Source organism: Streptomyces acidiscabies (assembly GCF_020010905.1).
GTDB classification, from domain to species: domain Bacteria; phylum Actinomycetota; class Actinomycetes; order Streptomycetales; family Streptomycetaceae; genus Streptomyces; species Streptomyces acidiscabies.
In genome coordinates this window covers 3,245,844-3,272,520 of the sequence record NZ_JAGJBY010000002.1, presented here as the reverse complement: position 1 = coordinate 3,272,520, position 26,677 = coordinate 3,245,844, and the positions used below count along the sequence as shown (strand labels likewise).

The window sequence follows — 26,677 nt, the reverse complement described above, 5'->3', positions numbered from 1 at the left end:
TCCTCAGCAGCGCCTCCGCAGACCACCCTCACGCCTCGGCGCGAACGCTCACCGCCCTGGCCCCCGAGACCACCATGAGCTGCGCCGCGGCCCTCGCCAAAGCGATCCGCCGCCGGGGCGCCGCCGATGCCCCCGGCATCGCGCTGACCGCCGCACAGCACACCGCGCTGTGGGAGATCGCCTGCGGGCACGTCGAGGCCACCAGCACTCTGGGCCGGCAGTACGTCCGCCACCACGGCGAACCGGTCCTCATCGCCACTCTGCGGTCGCTGGAGGCGGGCGGCCTGGCCGAACGCGTCCCGGGCGCCGTGCCGTCCGCCTACGCGGGCGGGCTCCTGCACGACCGGGTCCGCCTCACCACCGCCTGCACCACCGCTCTGGCCACCGCCCTCAGCCCTCCCCCCACCACCAACGACCAGAACCCTGGGCACGACACCCGCACCTGCCCCCGCTGCGGCGACGACCGCCGCCCGGAACCACTGACCGATACACCGGAGCCACTCCACCCCCATGCCTCCGCCCGACCTGGCCGAACAACCCTCACAACTACGCGCCCTGGCAGACGACTTCGCAGATCTGCGCACACGCGTCCACAACGCCGCCCTCGCACCCGGCACCCCGGCGCTGCGCCAGATCCACCCGCTCCTCCTCAAGACCCACGGCCTCACCGCCGAGGCCCTCGCCCGTCTGGCCGCACTGGACTCCACCGGGTACGCAGCCCTCCCCGGCAGCCGACCGGCTCTCGAATGCCTGACCGCCGTCGTGGTCGGCTCCTCACAAGCCGCCGGCCATCTCGCCCGCACACTGTCCACCACCCCCTACGCCGGAACACTGCTCCCCGGCCACACCGACGACAGCACCCCGGCGCACGTCGCGCGCCCGGGCGAGCCGGTTCCGGAGGCGACCCGCCACCTCACCGACGCCGCCCACCTGCTCGACCTGAGCGCGACCGGATGCCGCTCCATCGCCACCGCGATCACCCACGCCCTGACCACCGGACACGGACAAACGCCCTTCCCACAGGCTGCCGCCGTCCCCGCACTGACCTCCGCCCAGTACACCGCCCTCGAAACGCTCGCCCTCGGCGAAGGACGCCTGTACGAATCGCGGCAAGGCGGGACGGGCGCAACCCGCGTGGCCACCAAGGACGGCACCCGCGTCTCGATCACCACCTTCCGGGCCCTGGCCAAACACAAGCTCGTCGTCCACGACACCAGCACACCCCTCCTGCACCACGGCCAGCTCATCACCGTCACCGAGCACGGCCACCAAGCCCTCAACAGCCCCCGACCGACAGCAGCGGCCACGTCCCGCACCGTCCCCGCACCTCCTCCCGCACACACAACGCGCCGCGCCCCGGGCCCGCCTTAGACACACCGCACCGGCAACACCACCGGCCGCTGCCGCCCCGTCGCTGCACCACAGCCAGTACGCCGCACTCCAAACGCTCGCCCTCGGCGGAAGACCGCCGGTACGAGACCGCACCGCCAGGGGCGAACGCGACCCGAGTCGCTGCCCGCAACAGCACCCCGAACGCCTTCCGCCTGACCACAGGAGACCCGGACGCACCGATCACCGCAAGGATTCCCCGACATCTCCTCTCCCCCCGCTCCCCACGTCCCCCCGCCCGCAGTGCGAGGAACGCGCCGGTGACGGCCCACGAACCCCACGACCGCGTCCTGGTGTCCCCGCGCTACCTGGCGGGAGCCGGGGACCGGCTCACCGACGCGATCGGCCCGCTGGTACACCTCTTCGGCTGGCCGGGCGAGTACGACCGCGCCCGCGGACTCCTCTCCCTCAGCAGCCCCGACGGGGGCCTGTACGTGAACTTCAACTCCCACGACCCGCACGGCCGCTGGTGGTCCATCACGCACCACGAGCCGTTCTGGGAAGCCCGGTTCACCCGGCAGACGCCGATCGAGGCCATCGCCGCCGTCACCCAGGCCCTGCCCCAACTCCTCGGCGACCCCCGTCACGTCGAGCGGATCCCGCTCACGACCAGCACTCCCGTGCAGATCGCCGACCTCAACGACTGGCACAGCGAGGGGAACACCCTCACCTCGCCCGACGGCCACTGCCGCCTCCAGCACACTCCAGAAGACGAGATACCGTGGCGTTTCCGCCACCACGTGCACGACGGCGTCGACACCCACTGGGAGGCCACCTTCACCCAGGACACGCCCGAGCGGATCGTCGGCCAGTTCTTCACCCACCTCGCGACGTCCACCCCGGTCGAGCGCGCCTTCCGTGACCTCCCCTACCTCGTGCAGCGCCTGGACGACGTCCTCATCACCCCCGTGCGCACAACCGCCCTCCCCCCGGACGTCCACCACGCCGTCGCCCAGCTCCATCGATCCGCGGGCCGCGCCTGACCCTCCACGACGATCCCGGTCCTCCCTGTTCCGCGTTCCCCGGCACAGCCCCCGGACCTCGTCCAGGACGCCCACACCCTCCAGTCCCCGGCCGAGGCGCGACCACCATGCCCCCTCGTGCAGACGGCCCGCACCGGTGGTTCCCGCTCCCCCTCCGTGCGCCCGCGGCGTTGTGCGACGGCCCACCCCAGCCGTGCGAACTCCCTGTCCCGAAAAGCACACCCATGACATCGCCCGAACCCGAACCGCCCCACGCCCCCTCCTCCCCGCAGCGGCTGCTGGCCCTCGCCGATCTCTACACCCGGCTCAACGACAGCCTCTACGCGCCCACGGCACTGCGCTCGACGGCGGCGATGATGGACAGCATCCGCACCGCCCATCGCGCCGTCCACGCCACCCTCCGCACGGCCGACCTCCTCACCGATCTCCCTCCCCCGCTGAGTGACGTGGAACTCGACGCCCGCACGCAGCTCACCCAGCTCGGCCTCCTGACGTCGACCGCGGTCCGCCACCTGACCACCGCCTGCGACGTCCTCCTCGCCATGCTCTACAACGCCGAAGACGGCACGAAGCCCGTGGAACTCGCCGATCCGACGAGCGTGTCCGAGGCCGCGAAGCACCTGCGGCTCGCCGAGACCCTGACCGCCCTCGCACCGCAGGCGGCCGTCGAACAGGCCCAGCGAGTCGGCGAATACATCGCCCTGCGCCGTGCCGGGCCCGCCGCTCCCCCCGCCGTACGGCTGTCGCCCGTGCAGCGGGCCGCGCTGCACGCCATCGCGTGCGGGCACATCAGGATCTGGACCGACCTCGGCAAGGAGTACGTCTCCTGCCGCTACCCCCGGCCCTCACTCGGCACGATCCGCTCCCTCGAAGCCCGCGAACTCGTCGCGCACCGCCTCCTGCCCCCGCGGATCCCCGGCGCCGTGCCGAACCGGCGGCTGTTCCTCACCGCCCAGGGCATCGCCGTCCTCGCCGACGGGTTCGGCCGCCCCCAGCGCCCACGGACCACCGGCCCGGCGCGGCCCGCTCCCCACCGGACCGACTTCTTCCCCACCCGCTGACACACCGGCACCCGCCGTACCCCAACAGCCGTTCTCCCCGCACCCACTCACCACATCCGCTGGACCACCATGTCGATCCTGGACGTCCCCGACGTATTCATCGGGTCCACCGACGACGGGCACACCTTCGTCATCCTCAACCGCTCCATCCCCGACGCCGGCCAACTGCTCACCGAGGCCGGCTTCCTCCTGCGCGAGCATCCCGGCCGAACGCTCTACCTGATGCCACCGGGTACCGCGCGGGACGTGCACGAGCGCGCCGGTGTCGCGATGTACGGGCTGCTGGCCCACACGCACGACTTCGTCGACCTGTCCTGGACGACCCGATGGAGCCCCGGCCGGCCGGCAGGTGGACCAGACCTGCGCTTCCAGTTCGGTGACGGCACCGTTGTCGTGGCCGCCTCGACCACCACCGCCCGGTCCCTCCTGGAGCAGCACGGCTTCGTCCCCACGGCGGACGGCGCGTCCTACAGCCCGCAGAAGGGCCTGGACGAGCGGGGCCTGCTCGGCGCCGTCACCGCTGCCGAAGCACACGCATACGCCCACGGCCTCAGTACCCGCGTCCACCTGGGCATCCCCGCACCAGCCGACATCCCCGCCGGCGCCCGCCGCCGCTCCCGGGCCGCCACCGGTCCGCAGCCCCTGCCACCGACACGTCGCCGCGCGCTCTGACCGCCCCCGCAGCATCCAGCGCGACGACGGCGCCCGCCACGAAACACCTTCCCTGCCCCGCCCTCCCCTCCCCTCGGCGCGCCCTCCTCACCCAATCCCGCTGTGCGCGTGGTGTGTTCGCTCCCGCCGGACCGCACAGGCAGCATGCCAGGCGCCGCCGACCCGGCCGGAACGCCGCTGCCGGACCGGCCACAGCTCTTGGCCGCAGCGTGGGGAACCAGCGCCGTCGGGCCGGCGCCCGGCCAGGACGGGTCGCCTTGATCGCGCCGGCCCCGCAGCAGTTCATCGAGCCGGACGCCCGCCTCCTCCACCGCGCCCCCGCCCCACGCCGGACCGTAGCCCGCCGGCGGCCAAAATTTCCCGGCCTCTGACGCAGCTGCCGCCATTCCGGCGCTTTTCCTCCCGTTTCCCCGAACCCAGGACAACCCATTTCCGATCAGCCCCGATTCCGTGCACTCTCCCTCGGTGCCGGTGTCCAGTCCAGCACGATGCTTGCCCTGTCCGCCCACGGCATCCTCCCCAAGGTCGATTACGCGATATTCGCCGACACGGGATGGGAGCCGTCCAGCGTCTACTCCCATCTCGACCGCCTCGAAGAAGAGATAGCGAAACCCGCCGGAATACCCGTCCTCCGCGTATCCGCGGGAAACATCAGGGACGACGCTCTCGACCCGGACCATCGCTTCGCGTCCATGCCCCTCTACATCCTCAACCAGGATGGCAGAGCAGGCATGACGAGGCGCCAGTGCACAGGCGAATACAAGATCAAACCCATCAAGAAGAAGGTCCGGGAACTTCTGGGATATCCGTATCCGCAGCGCATTCCGAAGGGCGTATTCGTCGAGCAGTGGGTGGGGATCTCGACCGACGAGTTCCACCGGGCCAAGGACGCCGACGTCCGCTACATGCGCAACCGGCACCCGCTGATCGACCTGGACTGGTCGCGGGCGGACTGTGTCCGGTACCTGAATTCGATCGGCCTCACGGACACTCCGAAATCCAGCTGCCTCGGCTGCCCTTTCCACGGGAACGCCCAGTGGCGGAAAATCCGGGACGAGAGCCCGCAGGAATGGGCGGACGTCGTCGAATTCGACGCGGCGATCCGCCAGGGCAACGCCCGCGCCAACGCCTCCGGCAACCCCCTGCTCGGCCAGGCGTTCCTGCACCGCTCCCGCGTCCCGCTCGGCGAGGCCCCCATCGACCACGTCACGGCCGCCGAGTGGGCCGCCCGCCAGGCCGAAATCGGCGACCACGCCGATGCCGCGGACGAACTGGAGCACGGGGTCACCGACGGGTGCTCGCCCTGGGCGTGCCGCGGCGAAGAACCCGAGCCGGTCCGGGAGGACTTCGGGCTCGCGACGTGATCATCGACCTGTTCGCGGGTCCCGGTGGCTGGAGCCACGCCCTCACCCTGCTCGGCGCCCGGGACGTCGGTCTGGAGTGGGACGAGTGGGCGTGCCGGACCCGGGCGGCGGCCGGGCTGGCGACGGTCCGTACCGACGTCGCCGCCTACCCGGTACGACCGTTCGTGGGCCGCGTGCGCGGGGTGATCGCGTCCCCGCCGTGCCAGGCGTGGTCGACGGCCGGACATCGGCTGGGGCTGATCGACCAGCCGCTCGTCCACCAGGCCGTCGCCGACCTCGCCGCCGGCCGCGACACCCGTGAACGGCTGCTCGGCGCGTGCGCCGACGCCCGCTCCCTCCTGGCCGCCGAGCCGATGCGCTACCTGCACGCACTGCACGCCGCCGGGCAGCCGGAGTGGGTGCTCATGGAAGAGGTTCCCGCTGTCCTCCCGCTGTGGCGGCAGTACGCGGCGGTCCTGCGCGGGTGGGGGTTCTCGGTGTGGGCGGGAATCCTCAACGCGGCCGACTACGGTGTCGCACAGACGAGGCGGCGGGCGATCCTGATCGCCTCCCGCACCCGCACAGCCGCCCCTCCGCCGCCCACGCACGCCGAACTCCCCGAGCCGGACAGCCTGTTCGGGCCGGGCCGCGCGCGGTGGGTGTCGATGGCGCAGGCCCTGGGCTGGGGTGCCACCGACCGGCCCGTCCCCACCATCTGTGCCGGCGGGGGGCCGGGCGGCGGCGCCGAGCCCTTCCCCTCCGGCTCCCGTAAAACCCTCACCGATGCGCGCGCCCGCGGTACGTGGAAACCCGCCCGGTCCGGACCCCGGCCCGCTCCGGCGGCCGTTCCCGGTGCGGCGGGGTGGAGGTGGGCGCTGCGCAGCAACAATCAGACCAACGCCACCGTCCGTTTCGAATTCGAACCGGCCGGCACCCTGTTCTTCGGCCATCGCGCCAACGAGTGCACCTGGACCGCCGAGCCCGTCGGCCCCGCGGCGGACACGGACGTCCTCCCGGCGCCCACGCCGATCCGGATCACCGCCGTCGAGGCCGGCCTGCTCCAGTCGTTCCCCGCCGACTACCCCTGGCAGGGCAACAAAGGCCAGAAGTTCTCCCAGATCGGCAACGCGGTTCCCCCGCGCCTGGCCGCCCACCTCCTGGCCCCGCACCTCGACCGCACCTACACCCCCGACGACTTCTCACTCGCCGCCTGATGAACCCCACCATCTCCCCCGCCCGCCCCGAAGACGACGACCCCGGCCAGGTGCCGGCGCAGCGTCCCGCCCACTACGCCGGCCAGGCCCTCATCGGCGGCCTCCTCCTCGAACCCTGGCGCCTGCCCGACACCCGCCCCCTGCACGCCGAGTACCTCGAACACCCCGTCCACCAGGCGCTGTTCACCGCGATCAGTACCCATCCGGCACCCGATCCGGCGCAGCACGCCACCGGCACGGCCTGGCTCAACACAGTGCTCGCCGACGCCCAGGCCCGCACCCGCGGCCTGGACGCGTCCCTGCTCCACTCCCTGATCCAGTCCTGCCCGCACCCCGCGCACGTCGCCGCCTATGCGCGCATGGTCCGCGACGACCACGTCCGCCGCCGCCTGCGCCACCACGCCGACCGCCTCACCCGGGCCGCGACCGACCCCACCCTCAGCCGCCCCCAGGACGTCTTCGCCCAGGCCGACACCCTCCACACCGCCCTCGACGAACTGAGCGGACAGATCACCCCGCACCCCGGCTCCCTCCCCCGCACCCCGCTCCCCTCCACCCAACGGCAGGCGGGAGAGGAGGAGTTGCACGACGAGCGGCTCCTGCTCGCCACCGCGACCGCCCAGCCGTACACGGTCCCCCAGATGCGCTGGCTCGCCGCCGACGACTTCGCCCACCCCCTCCACGCCGCCCTGTGGCGGTGCCTGACCACCCTCGCCCACCGCGGCGACATGATCGACCCCGTCACCGTCCTCGGCCAGGCCCAGTACCGCGGCCTGATCACCGACACCCTCCCGGCACGCGCCCTCCTCGACCTGCTCGCCGTCCCCGACGTGAGCCCGGAACACCTCGGCGAGAAAGTCCTCCACCGCGCGATCCTCACCCAGACCTGCACCCTGGCCGCCCACATCACCGCCTACGCCGACGACCCCACCACCACCCCGCACCAGCTCGTCACCGGCACCCGCCGCTCGCTGGCCGCCCTCACCACCCTGCGCACCCGCTGGCACACCGCCACCACCCCCGCCGGCCCCCGCACCCCGACCGCCCTCAGCCGCTCACCGCGCGCAGGCCCCCGCACCGCCCCACCCCGGCCCCCGCACACCCCGCCGCTCCCCCGTACCCCGTCCCCCGCACCGGCAGCCCGAGGAACATGACCACCCCCGACACCCACGTCCGCTTCGCCCACCACCCCGTCCACCCCGACGCCGTCGTCGCCACCGTCACCGGCTCCCGCTCCCTCAGCGCCGGCACCGACCTCATCGACTGCGGCTTCACCCACGTCGACAGCCGCACCCTCGTCCTGGCCCGCATCGACAACCTGACCCTCGAGGCACTCGTCCTCGCCACGGAAACCCTGCGCAGCCTGAACCCCGGCATCGGTATCGAATACACCCCCCGGCTGTACGGCACGCTCACCCGGCACCCCTTCACCCAGCAGAAGGTCCCCGGTGAGAGCCAGGCGCTCTACGACGACATATCCCACGGCCACCTCACCATCCACGCCCACGTGCCCGGCGACGCCGACACCACCGCCGCCGTCGGCACCTACACCCGCGGCAAGAGCGTGCACCTCGTCGGCGAGGACGACCGGCGCACCGTGACCAGCACCTACCCCACCACCGCCGAAGCCATCGCCGCTTTCGAGGACCTCCACGGCGACGCCGTACGCCTCGGCCCCGCCCCCGAGACCCCCGACGAACGCCGCGTCGCCGATGCCCGCCGCGCCGTCCCCCGCGTCGAGACCATCCCCTCCCACGCCGCAGCTCCCGCCGACCACGACAGCGTCCTCGACACCTTCCTCGCCGGCAACCCGACCTGGACGCGCTACAGCACCTGGGACGACAGCGCCTCCGTCGCCGCGCACGAATCCCTCACCCTGCGCATCCTCGTCGACCACGACACCAATCTGCGCGGCGCCGCGTGGACGATCGCCGCCTACGAGACACCGGTCAGCGATCGCACCTGGAAGATGACCGTCACCTGCGGCGCCCCCAACGACATCCTCACCTCCGTCCTCAGCGCCTTCGCCGTAGCCGACCCCATGGACATGGCCCTCGGCAGCTCACTGACCGAGAAGGACGTCACCGCCGCCACCAGCCCCCTCACCGACGCCGGCTGGACCTGTAGCGCCCACGGACAGCTCCTGCGCTGGCACCCCCCGCAGACCCGCACGCCCAACACCCTGAACGCCGGAATCCAGTTCGACCCCTTCGCCGCCCGCGAGTCCCAGTCCACCGCCACCTGGACCATCTGGTCCGGCCACAGCATCGACCACCCCACCTGGTCGATCCACGCCAGCGCCTACACCCCCACGCACCTCCTCACCGAACTCACCGACGAACTCGCCACCGGCACCACCACCCGCCTCGTCGAAGCGGCCAGCGCTCCCTCGCTCCCCGTCCCGCCTCCACCGGCACCCTCCGCGCACCACCGCCGCTGACCCCGGCCACGGACACACGTGATCCACCCCACCGTCAAACCCGCTGCACGGCCCCGAACCATCGTCCCCGTCCGCCGACCACAGCGTCCCCCGGCGGACGCGGGCCGCGCAGCCGCCAGCGCGGCCCTCCAGCACCACCAGCGCCTCCCCGACCGGAACCGCATGAGCAGCGCTGCCGGCACCGCCCCCACTACATCTCGACTCCCATGACCGATCCGGCCGCCACCGCCGCCCTGTTCGATGTACCCACCCCCGTCGAGCAACTGCTTCTCCTCGCCGCCGAGTTCACCCGGCACAACGACATGCTCGACATCCGTGCCCCTCACCACGCAACCGTCCCTCTCGCCGATACCCTCGGCGCCTCGGCCGTCCGGCTCTCCGCCGCCACCCGGGCCGCCATCAGCACCGTCCAGGAGCAACGGCTCCCGGCGAACGCGGAGTTGGCGGCCGTCCTCACCCGGCTCACCCAGCTCGCCCATCTCAGCTCCGGATCCGTCGGCCAGGACCACCACGTCGCCCGCGCACTCACCACCTGGGCGCCTGAAGCAGCAGTCGACTGCGCCGAAGTCCTCGCCGCCGAAACACGGCGGCGCACAGGAACCGCCATCGCCGCCCGGCAGCTCACCTCCGGCGAGCACACCGCCCTCACCGACATCGCCCGCGGACACGCCTGCGCCGACAACTCCCTCGGACGCGACCGCACCCGCTCCCGCGAGAACCGCGTCCCGGTCAGCGCACTGCGCACCCTGGAATCGCAGGGCCTGGTCCACCGTGTTCCCCGGACCGTGCCTCCCGCCTACCCTGGCGGCCCGCACTGGGACCGCATCCACCTCACCCCCGCAGGCATCACCGCGCTCGCTCCGGTCCTCGGGCTGTCTCCAGCCTCACCCTCCACGAACCGCTCCCGGACCCGCCTCGCGCCCCGCCACCTATCCCCTCCGGGCACTTCCACGCACCTGCTGAACCAGCCCACGGAACCGCCACTCAGCCGCAACCACCGATCGACCCATCACCGACCGTAGCCATCACTGCGCCACCCCGCGTCACGCCGTTCACCGCAGACAGGCGCCTGGCACCAGGCCGCCGATGCCCGCACCACGACCGGGCCCGCACACGATGCCGAACTCGGCGCCCGCAACGGCCGTCCGACGTCTCCCGCTCCGGGACAGCCAAGCCCGCACAGCGCCCAAGTACTACTCCAGGCCCGGCTCGCGGCCACCTTCCGGAGCAGCCAGATCTGGGCCGAACCGCCGTCAACTGCCCCTGTACAGAGATTCCTCACGGACCGGGCAGTTCCCCCTCTTGCTCGTCGCCTCTCTCGGAGGTTCTGTACAGATCGCCCGGATACAGAGGAGCCTGCAACGCCCGCTCCAGGAGAAAAAGGGTGTGCACTGAAGGAAGCCGCTCCCCGTCCAACATGCTCTTGATCGTGGGGTGCGACATTTGGGCAAGACGGGCAAGCTCACGCGCCCCGAGGGCTCTCTGCACTATTACCCGACGGAGTGCTTGCGCGATGATTTGGCCGAGGCGGGCGGTAGCAGGCGCATCGTCGGCAAGTTCCCCGTCCGGCCACTCAGCTCCTGGCGCCATGTGATCCCGGGGGACAACCTCCCGCGCCACATCCCACTCCACCGTGCCAGTTGCCTGATCCAACATTCCTCACACCCATTCTCGCCGATCCGGTCGCACTCCACCCCCAATCAAGGGTGGTAGATTTTTCTACCACCCCGGATGGGGCAGTGAGGAGCGTCGTCACATGCTGTTCGCGGGATGCGACTGGGCGGACCGGTGGCTCGACTTCGCCGTCGTGGACGCAGCCGGGTCCGTTGTGGCGGAAACACGGATCGTCTACACGGCGGGGCACGACCCGGTCGCCGAGTACAGGGCGTTCCTGTCCACGTTCGCGCGGCAGTGGCGTGCCACGGTGACCGGGATCGAGGACACCACCCTCCCGTTCGCGCGGGCCCTGGCCTCGTCGGGGATGGCGGTCGTCCATGTCGACCCGTTCCGCGCTGCACGCCAGCGCGCGGCCCTCGGTGTCGCCAAGAGCGACCGTGCGGATGCCAGGATGCTCGCCGCGATGGTCCGTGCCGGAAGCTACCGGGCGCCCGTCCCCGGCAGCTCCGCGACCCTGGCTCTCAGGGCGGTCGCCCGCAGCCATCGCGCCGCCGCACAGGAACGCACCGAGGCACTGCACCGTCTGCGCGCCGGCCTGGTGCGGACCTGGCCTGCCGCCGTCGGCGCCTGGCCTGCGAGCGTAGGCGGGTTGCGCAGTCCTCAGGCCCTCGCGGTTCTCGCCGCCGCTCCCGGCCCGCGCGCGGCCTCCCGGCTCACCCGGGCCGGCCTGGCGGACCTGGTCTCCCAGGCCGGGCGTGTGCGGGCCGTGGACCGGGAGGCGGAACGCCTGAGGATGCTGTTCTGCCGGCCCGTCATGCTCCTCGACCCCGACGTGGAGGAGGCCGAGGCGATACGCATCCGGGACCTGGTGGCGGCCGTGCAGGACACCGTGCGCCGGACGGACCGCCTGGCCCAGGACATGGAGATCTACTACGGCCGCCATCCGCACCACTCCGTGCTCCGCGCGGTTCCCGGTATCGGTGCGACGCTCGGCGCGCACCTGCTGGCCGAGATCGGGGACGCTGCCGAGCAGTTCCCCGGCGGCCGGTCCCTGGCCGCCTACGCCGGCGTCTCCCCCGTCACCTGGGCGTCCGGCACGATCTGCCGCGTCTCCGCCCGCAAAGCATCATCGACCCTCCTGCGCGCGACCCTGCACCAGGCCGCGTTCTCCATGGCGTCGCACTCCCCTGGCGCCCACCAGTACTACCGGCGCCGGCGCGCCGCCGGCGACGCCCACGCCACGGCGCTGCGCAAGACGGCACGCCGGCTCGTCCTGTGCCTGTACCACTGCATGGCGGCGCGGACGCCGTACGACGACGGCATCGCGTTCTCCTACGACCCGGACGCGCCCGGGGCTCCGGACAGGCCGCGGCGGACGCCGCCCCTGTCCGAGGCCCAGATCTGCCTGGCCCGCGGTCTGCTCGACGCCGACACGCCGGTGTCCGCCGTGGCGAAGCAGTTCGACGTCAGCCCGGCAACGATCCACCGTCATGTGCTCGGCCGCCGCGACCGGCGCCCCTGAGTCTCTTCCCGCTTCTTCGGGCCTCGTTCCGGTCCGAGGGCGAAGGCGTTCACCGCGAGCAAAAGGCTCGAGGGGAAGGCCCCCGTCCTCGGCCATGGACGGGAACCGCGGGCGGACGGCGCGGCACGCCCGCTTACCTCAGGGCCCTGGAGCCCCTACGTGGGAATGGCGACCGCGTCGTCCGTCCGCCTCTCGGCAGCCCGCACGCCAACCGGACCGTCGCCCCAAGGAGGCGGCCGGCGGCAAGCAGGCCGGTGAGCCCGCCTGCGGCGAGGACGGCCTCCGGCGCGTACGACGGCAGAGTAGAAGCTTCGCGGGCGGGTACCGACTGCTCCGGGGACCAGGAATGCGGGCTCCTGCCCCGGCGGGGCAGGAGCCGGGACCTCACTCCTTCCGGTTTCCCGGGGCGGGGAGGGCGGTGTCGGACTGGCAGTACTGGAGCAGTGCGGTGCGCCCGGTGGAGATCCGGCCGTCGCCGCGGATGGCGATGAGGACGGTGTTGGCGTAGCCCGGCCGCGGCTGGCCGGACAGGGCCGTCTCCCACAGATCGGCCTCTGACGGGAGGAGAGACGGCCTCGACTTGTACGTCTTCGTCGCGGGATTCCAGCGTTCGAGCTGTGCGTGCATGACGGGAATACCGGTCAGCTCGACGGTGTCGGACCATCCGTCGAGGACTCCGGTGCGGTCGTACCAGCGGCGGATGCGGTCGAGCACCGTCTGGGTGGGCTCGTCGAGGTACCAGATCGGGGAGATCCGTCCGTTGACGGGTTGCAGCAGCATCACGCACATGCGTCCGCCGGAGGGCACGGCGTCCAGATCGGCGCGGTCGGGACGGGTAAGGAGCCGGCTGAGGTCGATGTCTCCCGCGCCGTCCAGCCCCCACCACAGGAGGAGTTTTCCCTCCCGGGTGCGGTGGTGATGGCCGGGGCCGCCCGCGAGGGAGGGCAGGGCGGCGCCCAGCGCGCACGCGCAGTCCAGGCAGACCGGCATCGATGCGGCGCCGGAGCGGGAGCCGGAACGTTCCGGGCCGGAGGGATACATGGCGAGGTCTCCGGAACCGCTCTGCCCGAACGCGGAGGGCGGAAGGTAGGCGGGCACCAGCCGAGCCAGCGGTACTCCGGTGCCGCCACAGCCCAGGCACACGCCGCTCAGACCGCTGTCCAGCCCGGCCCGCAGCCGGTCCTGCCAGAACCTGCGCAGTCCCGGGTCGTTGTGGAGGAACCCTCCACGCGCACGCAGGACGACAAGGTCTGCCGGTTTCGACCCCGGCGGTGGGGCCAGGGCGGTGAAGACTCCCGCGTCGAGCGCCGCGCGGAGGTCACGGGCAGCAGGACCGTCGTCCTGATCGGTGAAAGAGGCGATCTGGTCTCTCCAGGCGTCCTTGTGGCGGCCCATGAGGTACTCGAGGTTGTCGCAGCCGGGCCGGGGAGCCGAGCCCGTGCCCGACCTTCGCACGTACGGCACCTCCTCCGTCTCACCGTACGGGGTGAAGGCGGGTGCGTGCGGGTCGGTGATGTCCAGTACCCACGGGACGCGGCGGCGGCGCCACCCGTAGGCCAGGTTCCGGTCGGTGGCGTAACGCACCAGGCGGGCGAGATTCACGACAGATCCCCCTCGGTGCCCGCGTCGGGCCCGCCGGGTGCGTGCTGGAGGAACCGCAGGACGTCGTCCACCGTGAGCGGCACGGGGAAGGGACGCTCCAGCAGGGGACGCCCGCGCACGACAAGCTTCTGCACACCGGACGCGCTCACCCCCGTGAAGTCGCCGATCCGGTCGAAGGAATACTTGTTCCCGTCGGCGTCTGGCGTATTGAATTCGGCCATGCAGCGGCTGCGGACCAGCGCCAGGGCCGAGACCACGGCCTGGTGGTGCACCTGCGCCGCTGTCGCGCGTGCGTACATTTCGGTGGGGTCGGTGATCTCCTCCAGGACCGACGCCACCTCGGCGGCGACGTCGTGCAGTTCGGGTTCGTACCCGGTGGTCGTAATGTCAGTGCTCACTGTGGTCCTCCGTGACGTCCGGTCACTGCATGTCGAGTCCGTAGGACTCGATGACGGTCTCGGGCAGGTGATCGTTGATCAGCCGGCTGAAGTCGTAGTAGTAGGAAGTCGCGTATTCCTCGCTGCCGTTGACCAGCTCCCACATGTCCTTCCCGCAGGCCCCGAACAGGTCCTCCAGGGACACGCCCGGGACCTCGTCGAGCCCGGCCTGCGCGGCGGCGGACCGCCGGTGCACGCCGGTCAGCGAAATCGCATGGTCGGCCAGGACCACCGTGGGCGGGCCCTGCCATCCCCGCCGGCGCATGTCCGCCGTGAGGGCATCCCGGTGCGCCCGATCGCGCACCTCATGGAGCGAGGCATAGCCGGAGGTGTCGAACACCTTCACGCCGAGCGGGTTCACGACCCCCAAGAACGACCGCATACCCCCAGTATGCACATCCAGGGTGTGCACACTAGGGGCGTGTGCCCGAATCACCGGACGAGGGGCCCGATTTGAGCCAACCGCTCCGCCCCGCAGCCGCTCGACGAAGCCGATCGTGGCAGCGACAGGACGGCGACAACCCCCGAGCGAGGGGTGGGAACGGGAGGCGGGAGCGCGCCGTACTGCGGCCGAGGTACAAACTCACGGCCACCTGCGAGAAGTCCGGGCATACGACCGAGGAGTTCCGCGGCGGGGGCGACGCGGGCATACACGGACTGCCGCAGATGAAGGCGGAGGAGAACGGTACCCGGCAGTCAGTCCGGGCGGCCGAGCCGACGGCACAAGCCTGGAGAACAAAGAGCCGGAAACCGCCGGTTCACCAACCGTCGAGAGACCCACCGCCGTGCCCCGCCGCTCAGAGACCCCCTGCCCCGCGCTGCTCCGCCGCCCACGACGTCTGTGGGTCAGGCTCCGGCATAGCCGAGCCGGAACAGGTCCCGGGCACGCTCCAGATCCCGCTCCGTACGCACCTGCACCTCCAGGTCCCCCGTGCCATGGTGTCCCAGCCCCGTCACGTCCCGGGTGAAGCCGGGCACGAGGTCGACCTTCTTCGGGTCGACCCTCAGGTAGACCAGCAACTTGCTGCGCTGCGGCGGGCACAGGCAGGCGAAGTTCCGCAGCCGCCGGTACGCCCGGTACTGCTGACGCTCCACACGGTTCACACCCTCCCCGAGCCCGAGCAGAATCTCGTCGACCGCGCCCGCCAGCTCAACCATCGACGCGTCCTGAACGCCGGCCCCCGCCCGGACGGCCGCCCGACCGCAGGTCCGACGCGCCGGCCGGATGCCGCCGTTCACGGACGCCACGGTCTCCAGCCCGAGCAGATCGCCGCCGAAGAGCCGGTATCGGACCAGGTCGATCGACCGCCGGTGCTCCCGCACGGCGTGCACGTCGTAGCGCGTGAAGTCTCCGGCGATACAGATCAGACGGGGCGCACTCCACAGAACCTGGGATGCAGCCGTCACCCCGAACCGGCCGCGGACAAGGTGCTCGAACTCGGCCCGGTGGTCCATCAGCCACGCCAGGTAAAACAGCCCCTGGTTGATGACCCCGGCATCCACACCGCGCTTGTACTCGACATTACTGACCGCAGGAGCCCGTGCACCGGCTCTGAACTGCGCCGATTCATAGACTACATGTCCGTGACGCTGGCTCACTACCTATCAGTGTCGCTCTTCCGAGGCATTGCCAAGATGAGCCTGATGCGTCGAATAGGGGCCTGTCCAGCGGACGCCGATGCCGTTGCGGTTGGATGGCGGTGCGTAGAGACCTGCGCTTCGCGTTCGAGTAGATAGAGGAGTGTGCGGCCCGGTGGATCTGGTGCACGAGGTTGTCGCAGGCAATCGCTATCCGGGGCGGGGCGTGCTGTGGGCGAGGACGCTCAGCGGCGCGCTGTGCGGTGGCTACTTCCTGACCGGACGCAGTGCGGCCTCCAAAGCCCGCGCCGTGCGCCGCGGCGAGGGAGAACTGATCGTCGCGCCGACCGGCGAGGCCGAACACGATCCGCTTCGGCACTACGTTGCGGCCCGCGAGCGGGATGGGTGGCTGGTTTTCGGCAACGGCGAGCAGGTCGCCGTGGTGTCGGACCGGCTGCAGGAGACTCAAAGCCCGGTCGACGCGCTGGGCGGGCTGGAGTACGAGCCCGATCCACCGATCTTCACGCCCCGTGTCACCGTGGTGGCGGACGTCCACTCGGGACAGGCGGCGTGGTTCGGTGCTGCGCGGCGGAGCCGCAGCGGTCGGGCGGCGGCTGACGTGCTGACGCTCGCGGTCAGGGATCTGGAGCCGGGGGACGCTGTGTTGATGACGACGTACCGCTCCGATGGTCGCTCGGTCGCGACCGGCGAGCCGTTCCTCGAAGCCCGGACCGAGGCAGCCGACCAGGACGAACTCCTGGAGGAGCTCTGGGGCGCCCTCACTCCCGAGCTCCGCGTGGCGGTGGCGGTCTTCGAGCCGGGACGGCTGGCCGATGCCGCCATCCGCCACGAGGTGTCTGCTTGGGTGTGATCAGCTGTCAGGAGCGGCGAGTTGGGCTTCGAGGTCTGCGACGCGGCGGTCTTGGAAGCGGAGGTTGGAGCGGGCGGCCTTGAGCCGTTCGTCGAGGGTGCGGTTGTCGGCGGTGAGCTGCCGGACTCGTTGCTTGAGGGTGGTGTTCTCGGTGGTGATCCGCTGGATGGCCTCCTCGGTCCACTCTGCTTCCAAGTCCCGGATTTGTCCGAGGAGTTCGCCGATGCGGGTGCGCTGGATGCGGATCTCGGCGTGGGCGCCCTTGATAGCCTCCTCGGCGTTCAGCGCACGTTCGCGCCAGGTCGCCTGCCGCTCGGTGTCCTGCTCGACGAGCATCCCCGACCGTCGTTCGCCGGCCTCTGCCATCGCCGAAGCGATGGCGGCCCGGGCATCGGGGTTGTCATAGAGGAAGGTGCGCGAGACGTCCGCGCGGCGGGCAACAGCGGCGACACTGACCTGGGCTTTCTCGCGTCGAATCCGGGCGATCGCGTCGTGGATGCGCTCCAGGGCGGCTTCGGTTTTGCGGCGGCGTGCGGCCAGGGCCGCCGCGGTGCGGGGTTCGGGGACCGTGGCGGTGTTCATGCGGCGTCCTGTTCGGGGGCGTCTCCGTCGTCTGTGCACGTATCGCTGTATTCGCCCTGCTCGTCGCTGCCTGCGTCGGCGAGGTCGGCGGCGCGGAAGGCGGTGGACCACACGCGGTGGAAGTAGTCCTGGGGTTTGCGCAGGTCCAGCGCCAGGGCGTCGTCGAGGAGACCGAGGCCGGCCAGGGCCTTCTCCAGGCCGTCGATGGCGCGGGCAGTGGGCTCGAAGTAGCGGTGGAGGTAGTCGGCGGTGGCGTCATCGGGGGCACCCTCAGCCAGCAGCCGCCACTGCTCACGTTTCCGCCGCCAGTACAGCAAATCGGCGCCGGACAGGACGAACTTGTCGCAGTTGTGGCAGTCGAGGCTCCAGGGGCAGGCGCCGCCGTCGACGACGGGCTGGAAGGTGCAGAACCCGCCCTCGGCGGGGGTGCTGCGGCGTGACAGGTCGATGGCCAGGGCCTGGGCCTGTTCTCGGGTAAGCGGGATGGTGTCGCTGGTGAGGATTTCGCCGGGACTCGTGGTGCCGGGTCCGGCGACCCATACATGCTGGAGGACGTTGTCCAGGTCCGACTGGGTCAGGTGGACGTAGTGCTCGGCCATGCGGTCGGAGACCTGGCCGAGGTAGCGGCGGATGTGCGTCAGGCTCGCGCCGTGCCGCAGCAACCGGGTGGCCAGCGTGTGCCGGGCCTGGTGGGCGACGTAGTGACCGCCGAGGTCAAGGTCGGCGATCCAGCTGCGGAAGCCGGTGTGGAACCAGGTGTAGGACAAAGCGCGGCGGCCGTCGGGGTTGAGGATGTCGGTGGGGAACAGGGCCAGGTGAGCGCGTTCGGCAGCAGTGGGCGGGCGGCCGGCGTGCCGGTCGGCGTAGTGGGTCAGAGTCTTTTGGCGGCGTTCTTCGAGCCGGTCCAGGAGTTGGTCGGGGATGCGGACGGCCGCGTTCAGGTTGCCGACCTTGGTCTGGTCGTGCCAGAGCAGGGGCAGCCCGCCGTAGCGGCCGATGCAGTCCAGGCGGAGCTGGATGACCTCGCTGGCGCGTCGGCCGGTGACGATGATGGTCTCCCACATGTCCCGCAGGCCCCGGTCGTGCGGGTCGTAGCCGTCGGCGAGCTGCTGCAGGTTGGCTTCGTCCGCAAGCGCGCGGGCGACTTCGTCGGGGAAGGGGTTGCGGCTGCGGGGCGTGCCCGGGCCGCCGACCGGCATGGCGGCGATGAAGGTGCGGTCCAGGCCGATTCTCTCGGCGCTGCCGCTGTCCAGCGCGCCGCGCAGCAGGGACCGGCCGTAGTTGAACACCATCCGGCGCGAGTTCTCGGTGACCTTCGCCCTTTTGCCGTCCAGGCGGGCCTGGCCGCGGAAGGCCAGGCCGAGGCGTTCGCGGTTGCGCAGGTCCGCGACGAAGCGGTGGACGTGCTCGCTGCGCAGCACGGTGGGGTCGTGGCCGCCGCCCGGCGCCTCCGCCTCCAAGAACGCGGACAGTTCGGCGCCGGCGCGGCGCACGAAGTCCACCGGCTGGGCGCTGCGCGGGCAGGTGGGCGAGCGCAGTACGTCGGCGATGTGATCCCACAAGAGGTCGCGCAGCCACTGCTGGGTGATGCAGGTCAGGTCGACGTAGCTGGAGCGGTGGGGGAAGCGCACCCCGAAGTGCTCGGTCTCGATGTAGCCGGCATCCCGGGTGTCGGAGGGGGTGAAGTAGATCTTCCGCAGGGCCTGTTGCATCTCCTGGACCATGCGCTGGTGGTAGGCGCGGCGGAAGACGGAGGCTTCCAGGCCGGCCAGGGAGTCCACGTCGCGGCGCTGGCACTCGTCCGCGAGCGACTGCACCCACGTCAGGTGCCACACGGCGACGGGCTGCAGGCCGTGGACATACATGCCCCACTGCAACTCCGCCCTCAGCAGGGGCCGCAGCCCGCGCAGGTTGACCGTTCCGGTGCGGTGCACCGGCAGTTGTGCGCTGCACCAGGTACGGAAGGCGACTTCGTCCTCACAGGTCACGGGCACGGGGCGATCACTGCGCTCGTAGGTGGCGAAGAAGTTCTTCGGCGGCTTCGCCCCGCCCGGGCGCCCGGCCCGGATGTAGCCGCGCTCGTGCGCGCCGCACAACCCCAGCGGCGAGGCGGCCAGTTCGTCGCACACGTCCGCGCGGCACTCGCCGTAGCCCGGCAGGCACGGCTGGTCGGCCAGCCATCGCTCGAACTCCCCCTCGTTCACACGTCCTTCGGGGTGCCGCTTCAGGTGGCTCAGCCACCGGTTGCGGTGCCGGAAGCACAGCACCAGTTGCAGGCTGAACGCCGGCCGCTGCGGGCAGATCCGGCACATCATCGCCTCCGGCATCTCCGTGGCCGGCAGCGGCTCCGCGGTCCGCAGGAACTGAGCCCGGCTTATGCCGCGCGCCTCCGCCTCCTGCCACTGCCCGGCGTGCACCGAGCACATCGCGTAGCGCCGCCAGCGGGGCCGCTCGCAGTCGACGACTGTGCAGCTCCACGGATAGACCGGGTGCGTCGGCGGGATCTTCAGCACCCCGCCGCGCAGCACCGGGTCGAACTCGGGCCCGTTGATCAGCGCGGTGAGCACTTCCAGCCGGTCCCGTCGCGTGCGGGCATCCTGCTGCGGCAGCAGCGACGGCGTCGTCACTTCGTCTCACCCCAGACCGTGCGCAGAGCGGCGTCGAAGACCGGGTCGTGGACATCGACGTGGCCGTACACCTCATCCACCATCGCGGCCGAGGCCCAGCCGCCGGCGTCCCGGGCGATCAGCGTGTTGCCGTCGGCCGCGTCGAGAACCGCGGAAGTAAACGAGTGCCGGAAGGCATGGGGTTTCACGACCCCGAGTCCGGCGCGCTTCCCGGCCCGGCCGAGCATCCGCCGGGCCCCGACCGGCGCCCACGGCTGTCCGGTATCGGCGCCGTGCAACTGAACCAGGAGCATGCCGTGCCCGGCGCCGCGCGGGTACTCGGTGGTGACGTACTCGAAGTAGGTGTGCACCATTGCCGGGCTGACCCGCTTGATCAGCCCGCCGGTCACGATGCCGTGCTCGACCCGCCAGGGGTGCTTGGTCTTGGCCTCGGCCCGGTTCGGATTGCCGGGCCGGTGGCAGACGTGCAGGTGAGGGGCGCGGCACTCGCCGCAGGCCGCGTTCTCGCGCAAGTGCAGGTCGACCAGGTGCAGCCCGCAGAGCTCGCCGATGCGCAGCCCGCCGTCGGCGAGCCAGGTAACCACCAGCCGGTCCCGGGCGCCGTTCACCGTCTCCAGCAGCCTCTCCCGGGCGCCGTCCGGAAGCATCTTCGGATGCCGGCGGTGCGGCCCCTTCGGCGCCAGCGGGTTGCTGGGCAGCGACGACTTCACATGCCCGAGGAACGAACGGCGTCGGTCCACCCGCGACGGCAGCCGCGACTTGTCGAGCTTCTTGCCGAGTTCGCCGTTGATGCCGAGGGAGGACTGGTGCAGGTAGAAGCCCTTCAGACAAGCCGCCGCGGTCGACAACGCGGAGTGGCCGTAGGGGCGCTTGCCGACCCGCCACGGCTCGCCGAGCGGCATGCGGACCTCGGCACCGACGATACCCATGTACCGTTCCAGGTCCCGCAGTTGAACTGCGGCGAAGGTCAGGCCCTCCCGCTCCAGCCACCGCAGATGGTCCACCAGCAGATACGCGTACGTCCTCTGCGTTCCCGAACCATCATGCAGACGCAGGAACCGGTCCGCCTCCGCGTACACCGTCCCCTCGGGCCACACGATCGTCCACGACCGCCGCCCGTCCTTCCGCTCGATCTGCTGGACCCGCAAGTCCCCGACCACCACACGCCGTGCCACTCGTCCTCCGTACCGACTCCAGAACATGACAGACGTCCCGGACACGGTCGGTAAACAAGCCTGGGACGTGCTGGTCACAGTCCCAGACGGACATCACGGGCAGGACTACCTGCGGTCGGTAAACTCCACGACGACCGGCGCCCCGTTCTCGTCCAGCCCGAGCGAGTCAATCCGGCCCCCGTGGACCCGCCCGGTGCTGTACTCGCTCGCCAGGAACCTGACACCCAGCAGCGTCTCCATGTGGCTCTCGACGAGACCCTGTACATCAGCCTCGACCTCAGCAAAACGCGGTATGACCTCGATCATGCCGCTTTTTGTCGTGTCCGTGCGGAACAGCTTCAGGCCCGGCACCTTCCCCTCCTCGACTCAGAGGGCATCAACGTCAAGGGGATGCAGGATTGTTTCCGCAAGAGCCTACGAAGATGTGAAGATGGCGTGAGGGCCATGTACCGCCCGGCACGTGAACGCTCCCCTGGGCCCCAGGGAACGGCGCCGCTGAGCCCACACGGTCGATCGGAACTATCAGCCGGCCCTCACGTACGCCCGGCCGTCTTGGCTCCGCCGCCCGGACACGCAGCCGACTCCTCGGGCATCGACGCCCTCCCCCAAATCTGATCGCATTCACCGATCACGTCCTCAATGGTCAGGGCTTCGGTCCCGGAAACGCCATGCTCACAAGTCCGTTGACATCACGCATCAGCCGTCAATGGCCCCGATCCCGCTCTGTCGTCACTGCATCCGGGACAGGGAGGCAGGTCTTTGACGCACCCTCATGCGGTGAAGGAGAGCTGTCCGGTGGGGGCGGTCAGCACGTTAGCCTGTCCCAAACCCCGCCTCACACTCCATCGGGAAGAGCGGCTCCGCACCCGCCTACGTCCCACCTACCGAGCGCGAGGAAGCCTCACGGCAGGGCCAGGGACACCTCTGCGGTCCACCTGAAACAAGATCGCCGAGCGCTACGAACTCAGGGCAGCTCGCTCTACACCTCTTGACGCCACCCCTCTCTGTCAGCCTTGGGTGAGACGCCCCGTTTCGGCGGGTGAGCCTGAGAGGGCACAACATGAGAACCATCCCCTCATGACCAGCACCACGCCCGCCGGACCCGCCCCGGCCAAGCGCAAGGAACCCTCACCACAAACCTCATAGCGTCACAACCGTCTCACTGGACTTGAAATCCCGCTGGCGCTCGCAGATGCGGATGATCCGGTGGGTCCGGGCTGCGGTCAGGTCGTGGGCCCGGCCCGGCAGAGCGAGTGAGAGCCACAGCTGGCCGTCGGGGTCGGTGACGACCTGCACGTTCACGCCGTGGCGCCGGTGTTTGTGGGAATAGTCGGCCCGGCCGTCGCCGACCCGGTCGCACTCCGCCAGGGTTCCGTCCAGCAGGACGAAGTCCGCCTTGGTCTCGCGCAGGACCTTCAGCAGACCCGGTGCCCGTTCGGCGAGCAGGCCGATGACCTGGCTGGTGTAGGCGTGGGCGGTGGACTCGCTGGTCCCGAACCCGGTGGCGATCTTTGCCAGGGTGGTGTGTTCGTGCAGGTACACCAATGCCACCATCGCGTGTTGGGATGGCCGGAGCTTGCAGCGGCGGTCACCCTCACGGGTGACGACCAGCACGGTGACCCATTCCACGAGTGCATGCGGCAGGTCGAGTGCGGCAGGATGGACGGCCAACGAGGCCCCCGAGCAACGTGATGGAGACGTCAGACATCTCGATCAACAGTCCGGGGGCCTCGCTCGTTGCGTTTCACGGACCGTCACCTGATCGGTGGCCAACTCGAAGAACCTCACTACGCCAAGCACCTGCGTACCGCATCGACCAACAACGCCGCACGCACGTCATCGGACCCGCTGATGATGTTGTTCATGGCGTAGCCGAATGCGATGCCGTGCTCGGGGTCGGCGAAGCCGAGCGATCCGCCTCGGCCGGTGTGACCGAAGGCGTTCGGCCCGGTCATGGGGTTGTCCTCGGTCGGCAGCATGTACCCGGAGCTGAACCTGCTGGGCAGCACCATGACCTGGTCCGGCCCGCTGGCCTGTTCCTTGGTCGCTGCCGCGAGGGTCTCTTCGCTGACCAGGCGTACGCCGTCCACCTCGCCGATCACCGCCGCGTACATCCTTGCCAGTGAGCGGGCGGTACCGATGCCGTTGGAGGACGGCAGCTCGGCGGCCTGGACCTCGGGTGAGTTGAAGTCGATGGCGGTTGGGTCGGTCACCGCGAAGGCCCGGTTGCTCAGTGAGTTCGGGTCGCGCCAAGCCGCCACCAGTTCGCGTAGGTCCTCGGGAATCTGCTCTGGCGGCAAGGTGGTGAGGTCGACAGTCGGCGGCTGATACGCCATGCGGCTAACCCGCTGCCGTTCGCTGACCGGCAGCCCGATGTAGAAGTCCAGCCCCAGAGGGCCAGCGATCTCGTCGGCGAAGAAGCGGCCCGGCGAACGGCGGGACACTCGGTGGATCACCTCACCGACCAGCCAGCCCCAGGTTCGGCCGTGATATCCGTGGGCCGTGCCTGGCGTCCACTGCGGACGTTGGGCGGCCAAAGCCGCCCCCATCGGGTGCCAGGCCAGTGCCTGGCTCAACGGCACAGGCTGGTCCAATGCGACAAGGCCGGCCTGGTGGGACAGCAGCCACCGCACCGTGATGTCCGCCTTGCCGCCTGCGGCGAACTCGGGCCAGTACTTGGCCACCGGTGCGTCGAGATCCAGCTCACCACGTTCGACCAGCATGTGGGCCGCTGTAGCGGTCGCTCCCTTGGTTGCCGAGTAGACCAGTTGCAACGTGTCCCGCGTCCAAACTCGATCGGTGTCGGGATCAGCGACGCCGCCCCACAGATCCACCACCGGCTGGCCATCCTGGTAGACACAGAACGCCGCGCCGATGTCACCGTGCCGGGCGAAATTCGCCTCGAACGCCTCCCGGACTGGTTCGAATCCGGGCGCAACCTCGCCGTCGATCGTCGTCATGGCGCCATTCTCCCAGCCACTTAGCTCCTTGACGTAGGAGAATTCGACCTTGCGGAGTCCCAAGCACCGATGCTTCGGCTCCTTGGGAGAATCAAGCTGCTGGCAGTGCCTGAAGCCGCTCGCGGAACTCGCGGACAGCCGGAACGGCCTTGCTCGGTTCGAGCCGGGCGGAGAACTCCTTCAAGCGGTCCACGGCTCGTACCGAACTGACACTGGCCTCCAGCAGCTCGGCACCGTAGTTCGCAGCGTCCAGCGCACCTTCCAGGTCACCACCGGCCAGCCGGGCTTCGGCCAGGCGGCTGGACCGTACGGCCTTGTCCCGGGGAGCCGCCGTCTTCACGGAGGTTTCCAGAGAACTGGTGGCTCGCTCGACCTGCCCGGCCCGCAGCAGGACCTTGCCCTCGGTCGACTTCAGCTGGGCCTCACCGAACCAGCCGAGCCAGTCCGGGTTCTCTTCTGTTCCGCCACGATCCCAGAGGGCAACAGCGCGGTTGAGTGCCGTCCCGGCAGTCTGATGATCGCCGTCACGCGAGGAAGCCTCAGCCTTGTGGAGGTAGAGGAAGGACTGCGTGTGCGGCGACAAGGTCCCCGGCGCGTTGTCGATCGCGGTCGAGATGAGGTCGACCCGCTCGGCAGTCCGGCCGGCCTCGGACACGTGTACACCCATCTCGGCCAGGATGAAAGCGCCGAAGGCGTCGTCTCCAGCGGTCCGGGCGCTGCGCAGCGAAGCGACGTGGTAGCGCTGGCCGGCGGACCGCAGACCGGCGTCGTACGCCATCCACCCGGTCAGGTGCGACACCTGGGCGGCCAGGCCGTAGAGGCGGAGGCGATTCTTGTCCGAGTAGCGGCCGGCACTCAGCAGACCGGTGACCAGGGCCAGATCGCCTCGGGCCTGTTCGAGGAGCCTGGCGCCGCCGAGCTGGTCGTCGAGCGTCCGGAGCGTGCTGATGCGCTGCTCGATCGTCGAGACCATGGTGTCCGTGACCTGGTCGCCACCCAGGGCCGAAGCGAAAGCGGAAGGAGCGTCCACCCAGCTTGCCGCCAGGCCCGTCAGAGCCGCGCCGGTGATGGTGAGAAAGCCCCGGCGGTCCATGCGGCCACTCCCCACAAGTTCGGACAGGGCCTCAACGGTACCGGCCTCGGTCCACGAAGCCGTCAGCCCGGTCACCTCCCACACGGGCAGCCAGCCGGGCCAGCCCAGCTCACGCACCTGCTCGTACGGCACGCGCAAGAGGTCGGCGAGCACGCGTTGGGCATCCGCGTCCGGCTCCTGGCCCTGCTCCCACTTCCACACGGTCGTCCGGTTGGTAGCCAGCGGTATGCCGAGCGATTGCCCGTGGGCCTGCATCAGTCGGGCGAACTCGGCCTTGCCCCAGCCGCGCATCTGGCGAAGGAAGCTCAGCGGGTGGACGGCCAGCGGCTCACCAGGCATGTCATCACTCCCTCGTTCCTTCATCGCGCAGTGGCGAGGCTGCTTCGCGTGCCCACGTACGGAGTTGGCGTCCCCATGAGGAACCCCCTAGAAACGTTCCGCCTTGCGCGCGGCAGCCGTTGACTGAGTATCAGCCGTTCGGGCAGCACGCGTAAGGCGTTCGCTGCGGAAACGGCTTCAGATCGGCGGCTCCGTTCCCGCTTCCCTGTCGGGGACGGAGCCGCTTTCCATCTCTTCGGAGGCGTTCCCCCATGTCCACGCTCGTCCATCGATTCGTCCTCGCCGGTGTGGAAGAGGACGTGCCTCTTGCCCGGCACAAGGTCATCGACCGGATGCGCGGGTGGGGCCTGTCGACAGACGACGACGCTGCCGACACCGTCCGTCTGATCGCCTCCGAACTCGTCACCAATGCCGTGGTCCATGGCAAGGGTCCTGTGACAGTCACGCTCTTCCATCGTCCCGGCCGTCTGGTGATCGACGTTTTCGACACCAACCCCGCTGCGCCGCAGATGAGTTGGGCCCAGGACGATGACGAGAACGGCAGGGGGCTGGCGATGGTCGACCGTCTCGCCTTGCACTGTTCCTGGATGCCTTCCGGACGAGGTAAGCGTGTGTGGGCCGAGATCGAGCTGCCCATGGTGGCGCCGGCCATTCGAGCCGCCGTTCTGAGTCGGTTCTTCGGACGTGGGCCGAAGAACGGCATCGTGGCCGCGACCGAGCCGCTCACGCTGGCGGTCGCATGATGGGCCGGCGCGAGCTGCGACCGATTCCGCTGCCCGATCCTGATGTGGTCTTCCGCCCGACCCGCCGAGACGTCGACCCCAACACCCGTGAATTCACCGAGCACGCGCTGTGGGATCACCACGAATGGCAGGCCCACGGTGAGTGCTGGCTGTGGTGCGGAAGCACCGACATCGAAGTGACGTGGATCGAGGCCGTCCAGTCGAGCGGCATGCACGCGGCCTTCTACCTCTGCCGGGCCTGTCTGTACGAACTGGATCAGCGCGTTCTGAAGACCATCATGCACCGCGACACCGGTCTGCCGCCGACCAGTCGCGAACCGGCCCAGTCGCGGGTTCAGGACGCGACTCACCGGCCCCAATGACCGCCGCTCCACGGCATCTCCACTCCCCGGCCGTGGAGCGGCCACAGAGCTCCCGTCGGAGTCCTGA

Annotated in this window: 25 protein-coding genes and 1 pseudogene; 13 read left to right on the top strand and 13 right to left on the bottom strand. The window is 70.4% G+C overall.

From position 1 onward, the window contains the following. Positions 1-28 precede the first annotated feature (28 nt). Positions 29-253 (bottom strand): hypothetical protein, encoded by a 225-nt coding sequence (locus J8M50_RS40980; protein WP_158002780.1) that lies wholly within the window; start codon positions 251-253, stop codon positions 29-31. A gap of 257 nt (positions 254-510) precedes the next feature. Between J8M50_RS40980 and J8M50_RS40975 the strand changes: the two genes are divergently transcribed. The 9 genes from J8M50_RS40975 (at position 511) to J8M50_RS40930 (ending at position 10,124) form a co-directional block, all read left to right on the top strand. Beyond that, positions 511-1,371 (top strand): hypothetical protein, encoded by an 861-nt coding sequence (locus tag J8M50_RS40975; RefSeq protein WP_010352125.1) that lies wholly within the window; start codon positions 511-513, stop codon positions 1,369-1,371. 278 nt (positions 1,372-1,649) lie between these two features. Continuing rightward, positions 1,650-2,372 (top strand): SPDY domain-containing protein, encoded by a 723-nt coding sequence (locus J8M50_RS40970; RefSeq protein WP_010352126.1) that lies wholly within the window; start codon positions 1,650-1,652, stop codon positions 2,370-2,372. Positions 2,373-2,596: 224 nt separating this feature from the next. Further along, a complete protein-coding gene (locus J8M50_RS40965) occupies positions 2,597-3,433 on the top strand; it encodes a hypothetical protein (protein ID WP_010352127.1) in 837 nt (278 codons plus the stop codon). A 69-nt stretch (positions 3,434-3,502) separates the two neighbouring features. Continuing rightward, positions 3,503-4,105, top strand: coding sequence for a hypothetical protein (locus tag J8M50_RS40960; RefSeq protein ID WP_010352128.1), 603 nt, complete (start codon positions 3,503-3,505; stop codon positions 4,103-4,105). A gap of 488 nt (positions 4,106-4,593) precedes the next feature. Beyond that, on the top strand, positions 4,594-5,469 hold the full coding sequence (locus tag J8M50_RS40955; RefSeq protein WP_010352129.1) for an adenine nucleotide alpha hydrolase family protein: 876 nt from the start codon (positions 4,594-4,596) through the stop codon (positions 5,467-5,469). Continuing rightward, a complete protein-coding gene (locus J8M50_RS40950; RefSeq protein WP_010352130.1) occupies positions 5,466-6,662 on the top strand; it encodes a DNA cytosine methyltransferase in 1,197 nt (398 codons plus the stop codon). Before J8M50_RS40955 ends, J8M50_RS40950 begins: the two co-directional genes overlap by 4 nt. Next, entirely contained in the window at positions 6,662-7,816 is a 1,155-nt protein-coding gene (locus tag J8M50_RS40945; RefSeq protein WP_010352131.1) for a DnaB-like helicase N-terminal domain-containing protein, read from the top strand. The genes J8M50_RS40950 and J8M50_RS40945 overlap by 1 nt, the downstream gene beginning before the upstream one ends. Then, a complete protein-coding gene (locus J8M50_RS40935; RefSeq protein ID WP_010352132.1) occupies positions 7,813-9,102 on the top strand; it encodes an SPDY domain-containing protein in 1,290 nt (429 codons plus the stop codon). The genes J8M50_RS40945 and J8M50_RS40935 overlap by 4 nt, the downstream gene beginning before the upstream one ends. A gap of 206 nt (positions 9,103-9,308) precedes the next feature. Continuing rightward, a complete protein-coding gene (locus tag J8M50_RS40930) occupies positions 9,309-10,124 on the top strand; it encodes a hypothetical protein (RefSeq protein WP_010352133.1) in 816 nt (271 codons plus the stop codon). Positions 10,125-10,380: 256 nt separating this feature from the next. Here the strand turns inward: J8M50_RS40930 and J8M50_RS50315 are convergent, their stop codons facing one another. Beyond that, positions 10,381-10,692 carry a helix-turn-helix domain-containing protein gene (locus tag J8M50_RS50315; RefSeq protein ID WP_368431573.1) on the bottom strand — a complete coding sequence of 104 codons (312 nt, stop codon included), beginning with the start codon at positions 10,690-10,692 and terminating at the stop codon, positions 10,381-10,383. A gap of 166 nt (positions 10,693-10,858) precedes the next feature. Here J8M50_RS50315 and J8M50_RS40925 point away from each other — a divergent pair, with 166 nt between their 5' ends. Further along, positions 10,859-12,241 carry an IS110 family RNA-guided transposase gene (locus J8M50_RS40925; RefSeq protein ID WP_010352135.1) on the top strand — a complete coding sequence of 461 codons (1,383 nt, stop codon included), beginning with the start codon at positions 10,859-10,861 and terminating at the stop codon, positions 12,239-12,241. Between the two features lie 384 nt (positions 12,242-12,625). Here the strand turns inward: J8M50_RS40925 and J8M50_RS40920 are convergent, their stop codons facing one another. The 4 genes from J8M50_RS40920 to J8M50_RS40905 all read right to left on the bottom strand — a co-directional run bounded on the left by J8M50_RS40920 (position 12,626) and on the right by J8M50_RS40905 (position 15,879). Continuing rightward, on the bottom strand, positions 12,626-13,843 hold the full coding sequence (locus J8M50_RS40920) for a type I-C CRISPR-associated protein Cas8c/Csd1 (protein ID WP_010352136.1): 1,218 nt from the start codon (positions 13,841-13,843) through the stop codon (positions 12,626-12,628). Next, the gene (locus tag J8M50_RS40915; protein WP_010352137.1) at positions 13,840-14,241 is read right to left on the bottom strand and encodes a hypothetical protein; all 402 of its coding nucleotides are present in this window, start codon (positions 14,239-14,241) and stop codon (positions 13,840-13,842) included. Before J8M50_RS40915 ends, J8M50_RS40920 begins: the two co-directional genes overlap by 4 nt. 22 nt (positions 14,242-14,263) lie before the next feature. Further along, complete coding sequence (locus J8M50_RS40910; RefSeq protein ID WP_010352138.1) at positions 14,264-14,662, bottom strand: hypothetical protein; 399 nt, start codon at positions 14,660-14,662, stop codon at positions 14,264-14,266. A 464-nt stretch (positions 14,663-15,126) separates the two neighbouring features. Next, entirely contained in the window at positions 15,127-15,879 is a 753-nt protein-coding gene (locus tag J8M50_RS40905) for a DUF5655 domain-containing protein (protein WP_050987168.1), read from the bottom strand. A 154-nt stretch (positions 15,880-16,033) separates the two neighbouring features. On the opposite strand from J8M50_RS40905, the gene J8M50_RS40900 reads away from it, so the two are divergent. Further along, positions 16,034-16,729, top strand: a complete 696-nt coding sequence (locus J8M50_RS40900) for an IMP cyclohydrolase (RefSeq protein ID WP_075693088.1) — start codon at positions 16,034-16,036, stop codon at positions 16,727-16,729. Here the strand turns inward: J8M50_RS40900 and J8M50_RS40895 are convergent, their stop codons facing one another. The 7 genes and pseudogenes from J8M50_RS40895 to J8M50_RS40865 form a co-directional block, all read right to left on the bottom strand. Next, positions 16,730-17,311, bottom strand: a complete 582-nt coding sequence (locus J8M50_RS40895) for a DUF6262 family protein (RefSeq protein WP_010360948.1) — start codon at positions 17,309-17,311, stop codon at positions 16,730-16,732. Next, positions 17,308-19,938 carry a tyrosine-type recombinase/integrase gene (locus tag J8M50_RS40890; protein ID WP_075693844.1) on the bottom strand — a complete coding sequence of 877 codons (2,631 nt, stop codon included), beginning with the start codon at positions 19,936-19,938 and terminating at the stop codon, positions 17,308-17,310. The genes J8M50_RS40895 and J8M50_RS40890 overlap by 4 nt, the downstream gene beginning before the upstream one ends. Then, entirely contained in the window at positions 19,935-21,113 is a 1,179-nt protein-coding gene (locus J8M50_RS40885; RefSeq protein ID WP_075692555.1) for a tyrosine-type recombinase/integrase, read from the bottom strand. Before J8M50_RS40885 ends, J8M50_RS40890 begins: the two co-directional genes overlap by 4 nt. Before the next feature lie 105 nt (positions 21,114-21,218). After that, positions 21,219-21,464: a PDDEXK family nuclease gene (locus J8M50_RS40880; protein WP_223786405.1), complete on the bottom strand. Its 246-nt coding sequence runs from the start codon at positions 21,462-21,464 to the stop codon at positions 21,219-21,221. Positions 21,465-22,292: 828 nt separating this feature from the next. Next, positions 22,293-22,784, bottom strand: a pseudogene (locus J8M50_RS40875) (transposase); the annotation flags it as partial. Between the two features lie 116 nt (positions 22,785-22,900). Then, positions 22,901-24,073, bottom strand: a complete 1,173-nt coding sequence (locus J8M50_RS40870) for a serine hydrolase domain-containing protein (RefSeq protein WP_010356795.1) — start codon at positions 24,071-24,073, stop codon at positions 22,901-22,903. A 91-nt stretch (positions 24,074-24,164) separates the two neighbouring features. Continuing rightward, positions 24,165-25,505 carry an NsdA family TPR-like regulatory protein gene (locus tag J8M50_RS40865; RefSeq protein WP_010356794.1) on the bottom strand — a complete coding sequence of 447 codons (1,341 nt, stop codon included), beginning with the start codon at positions 25,503-25,505 and terminating at the stop codon, positions 24,165-24,167. 251 nt (positions 25,506-25,756) lie between these two features. Here J8M50_RS40865 and J8M50_RS40860 point away from each other — a divergent pair, with 251 nt between their 5' ends. Then, on the top strand, positions 25,757-26,248 hold the full coding sequence (locus J8M50_RS40860; protein WP_075692557.1) for an ATP-binding protein: 492 nt from the start codon (positions 25,757-25,759) through the stop codon (positions 26,246-26,248). Next, on the top strand, positions 26,245-26,610 hold the full coding sequence (locus J8M50_RS40855; RefSeq protein WP_050987326.1) for a hypothetical protein: 366 nt from the start codon (positions 26,245-26,247) through the stop codon (positions 26,608-26,610). The genes J8M50_RS40860 and J8M50_RS40855 overlap by 4 nt, the downstream gene beginning before the upstream one ends. Positions 26,611-26,677 lie beyond the last annotated feature (67 nt).

What these genes read in the sequence shown, in the direction of transcription:
- J8M50_RS40895 (WP_010360948.1), bottom strand. Translation starts at nt 17,311, where the DNA reads ATGAACACCGCCACGGTCCCCGAACCCCGCACCGCGGCGGCCCTGGCC.
- J8M50_RS50315 (WP_368431573.1), bottom strand. Translation starts at nt 10,692, where the DNA reads ATGGCGCCAGGAGCTGAGTGGCCGGACGGGGAACTTGCCGACGATGCG.
- J8M50_RS40930 (WP_010352133.1), top strand. Translation starts at nt 9,309, where the DNA reads ATGACCGATCCGGCCGCCACCGCCGCCCTGTTCGATGTACCCACCCCC.
- J8M50_RS40980 (WP_158002780.1), bottom strand. Translation starts at nt 253, where the DNA reads ATGAGGACCGGTTCGCCGTGGTGGCGGACGTACTGCCGGCCCAGAGTG.
- J8M50_RS40935 (WP_010352132.1), top strand. Translation starts at nt 7,813, where the DNA reads ATGACCACCCCCGACACCCACGTCCGCTTCGCCCACCACCCCGTCCAC.
- J8M50_RS40870 (WP_010356795.1), bottom strand. Translation starts at nt 24,073, where the DNA reads ATGACGACGATCGACGGCGAGGTTGCGCCCGGATTCGAACCAGTCCGG.
- J8M50_RS40910 (WP_010352138.1), bottom strand. Translation starts at nt 14,662, where the DNA reads ATGCGGTCGTTCTTGGGGGTCGTGAACCCGCTCGGCGTGAAGGTGTTC.
- J8M50_RS40865 (WP_010356794.1), bottom strand. Translation starts at nt 25,505, where the DNA reads ATGCCTGGTGAGCCGCTGGCCGTCCACCCGCTGAGCTTCCTTCGCCAG.
- J8M50_RS40955 (WP_010352129.1), top strand. Translation starts at nt 4,594, where the DNA reads ATGCTTGCCCTGTCCGCCCACGGCATCCTCCCCAAGGTCGATTACGCG.
- J8M50_RS40860 (WP_075692557.1), top strand. Translation starts at nt 25,757, where the DNA reads ATGTCCACGCTCGTCCATCGATTCGTCCTCGCCGGTGTGGAAGAGGAC.
- J8M50_RS40855 (WP_050987326.1), top strand. Translation starts at nt 26,245, where the DNA reads ATGATGGGCCGGCGCGAGCTGCGACCGATTCCGCTGCCCGATCCTGAT.
- J8M50_RS40960 (WP_010352128.1), top strand. Translation starts at nt 3,503, where the DNA reads ATGTCGATCCTGGACGTCCCCGACGTATTCATCGGGTCCACCGACGAC.
- J8M50_RS40925 (WP_010352135.1), top strand. Translation starts at nt 10,859, where the DNA reads ATGCTGTTCGCGGGATGCGACTGGGCGGACCGGTGGCTCGACTTCGCC.
- J8M50_RS40975 (WP_010352125.1), top strand. Translation starts at nt 511, where the DNA reads ATGCCTCCGCCCGACCTGGCCGAACAACCCTCACAACTACGCGCCCTG.
- J8M50_RS40965 (WP_010352127.1), top strand. Translation starts at nt 2,597, where the DNA reads ATGACATCGCCCGAACCCGAACCGCCCCACGCCCCCTCCTCCCCGCAG.
- J8M50_RS40945 (WP_010352131.1), top strand. Translation starts at nt 6,662, where the DNA reads ATGAACCCCACCATCTCCCCCGCCCGCCCCGAAGACGACGACCCCGGC.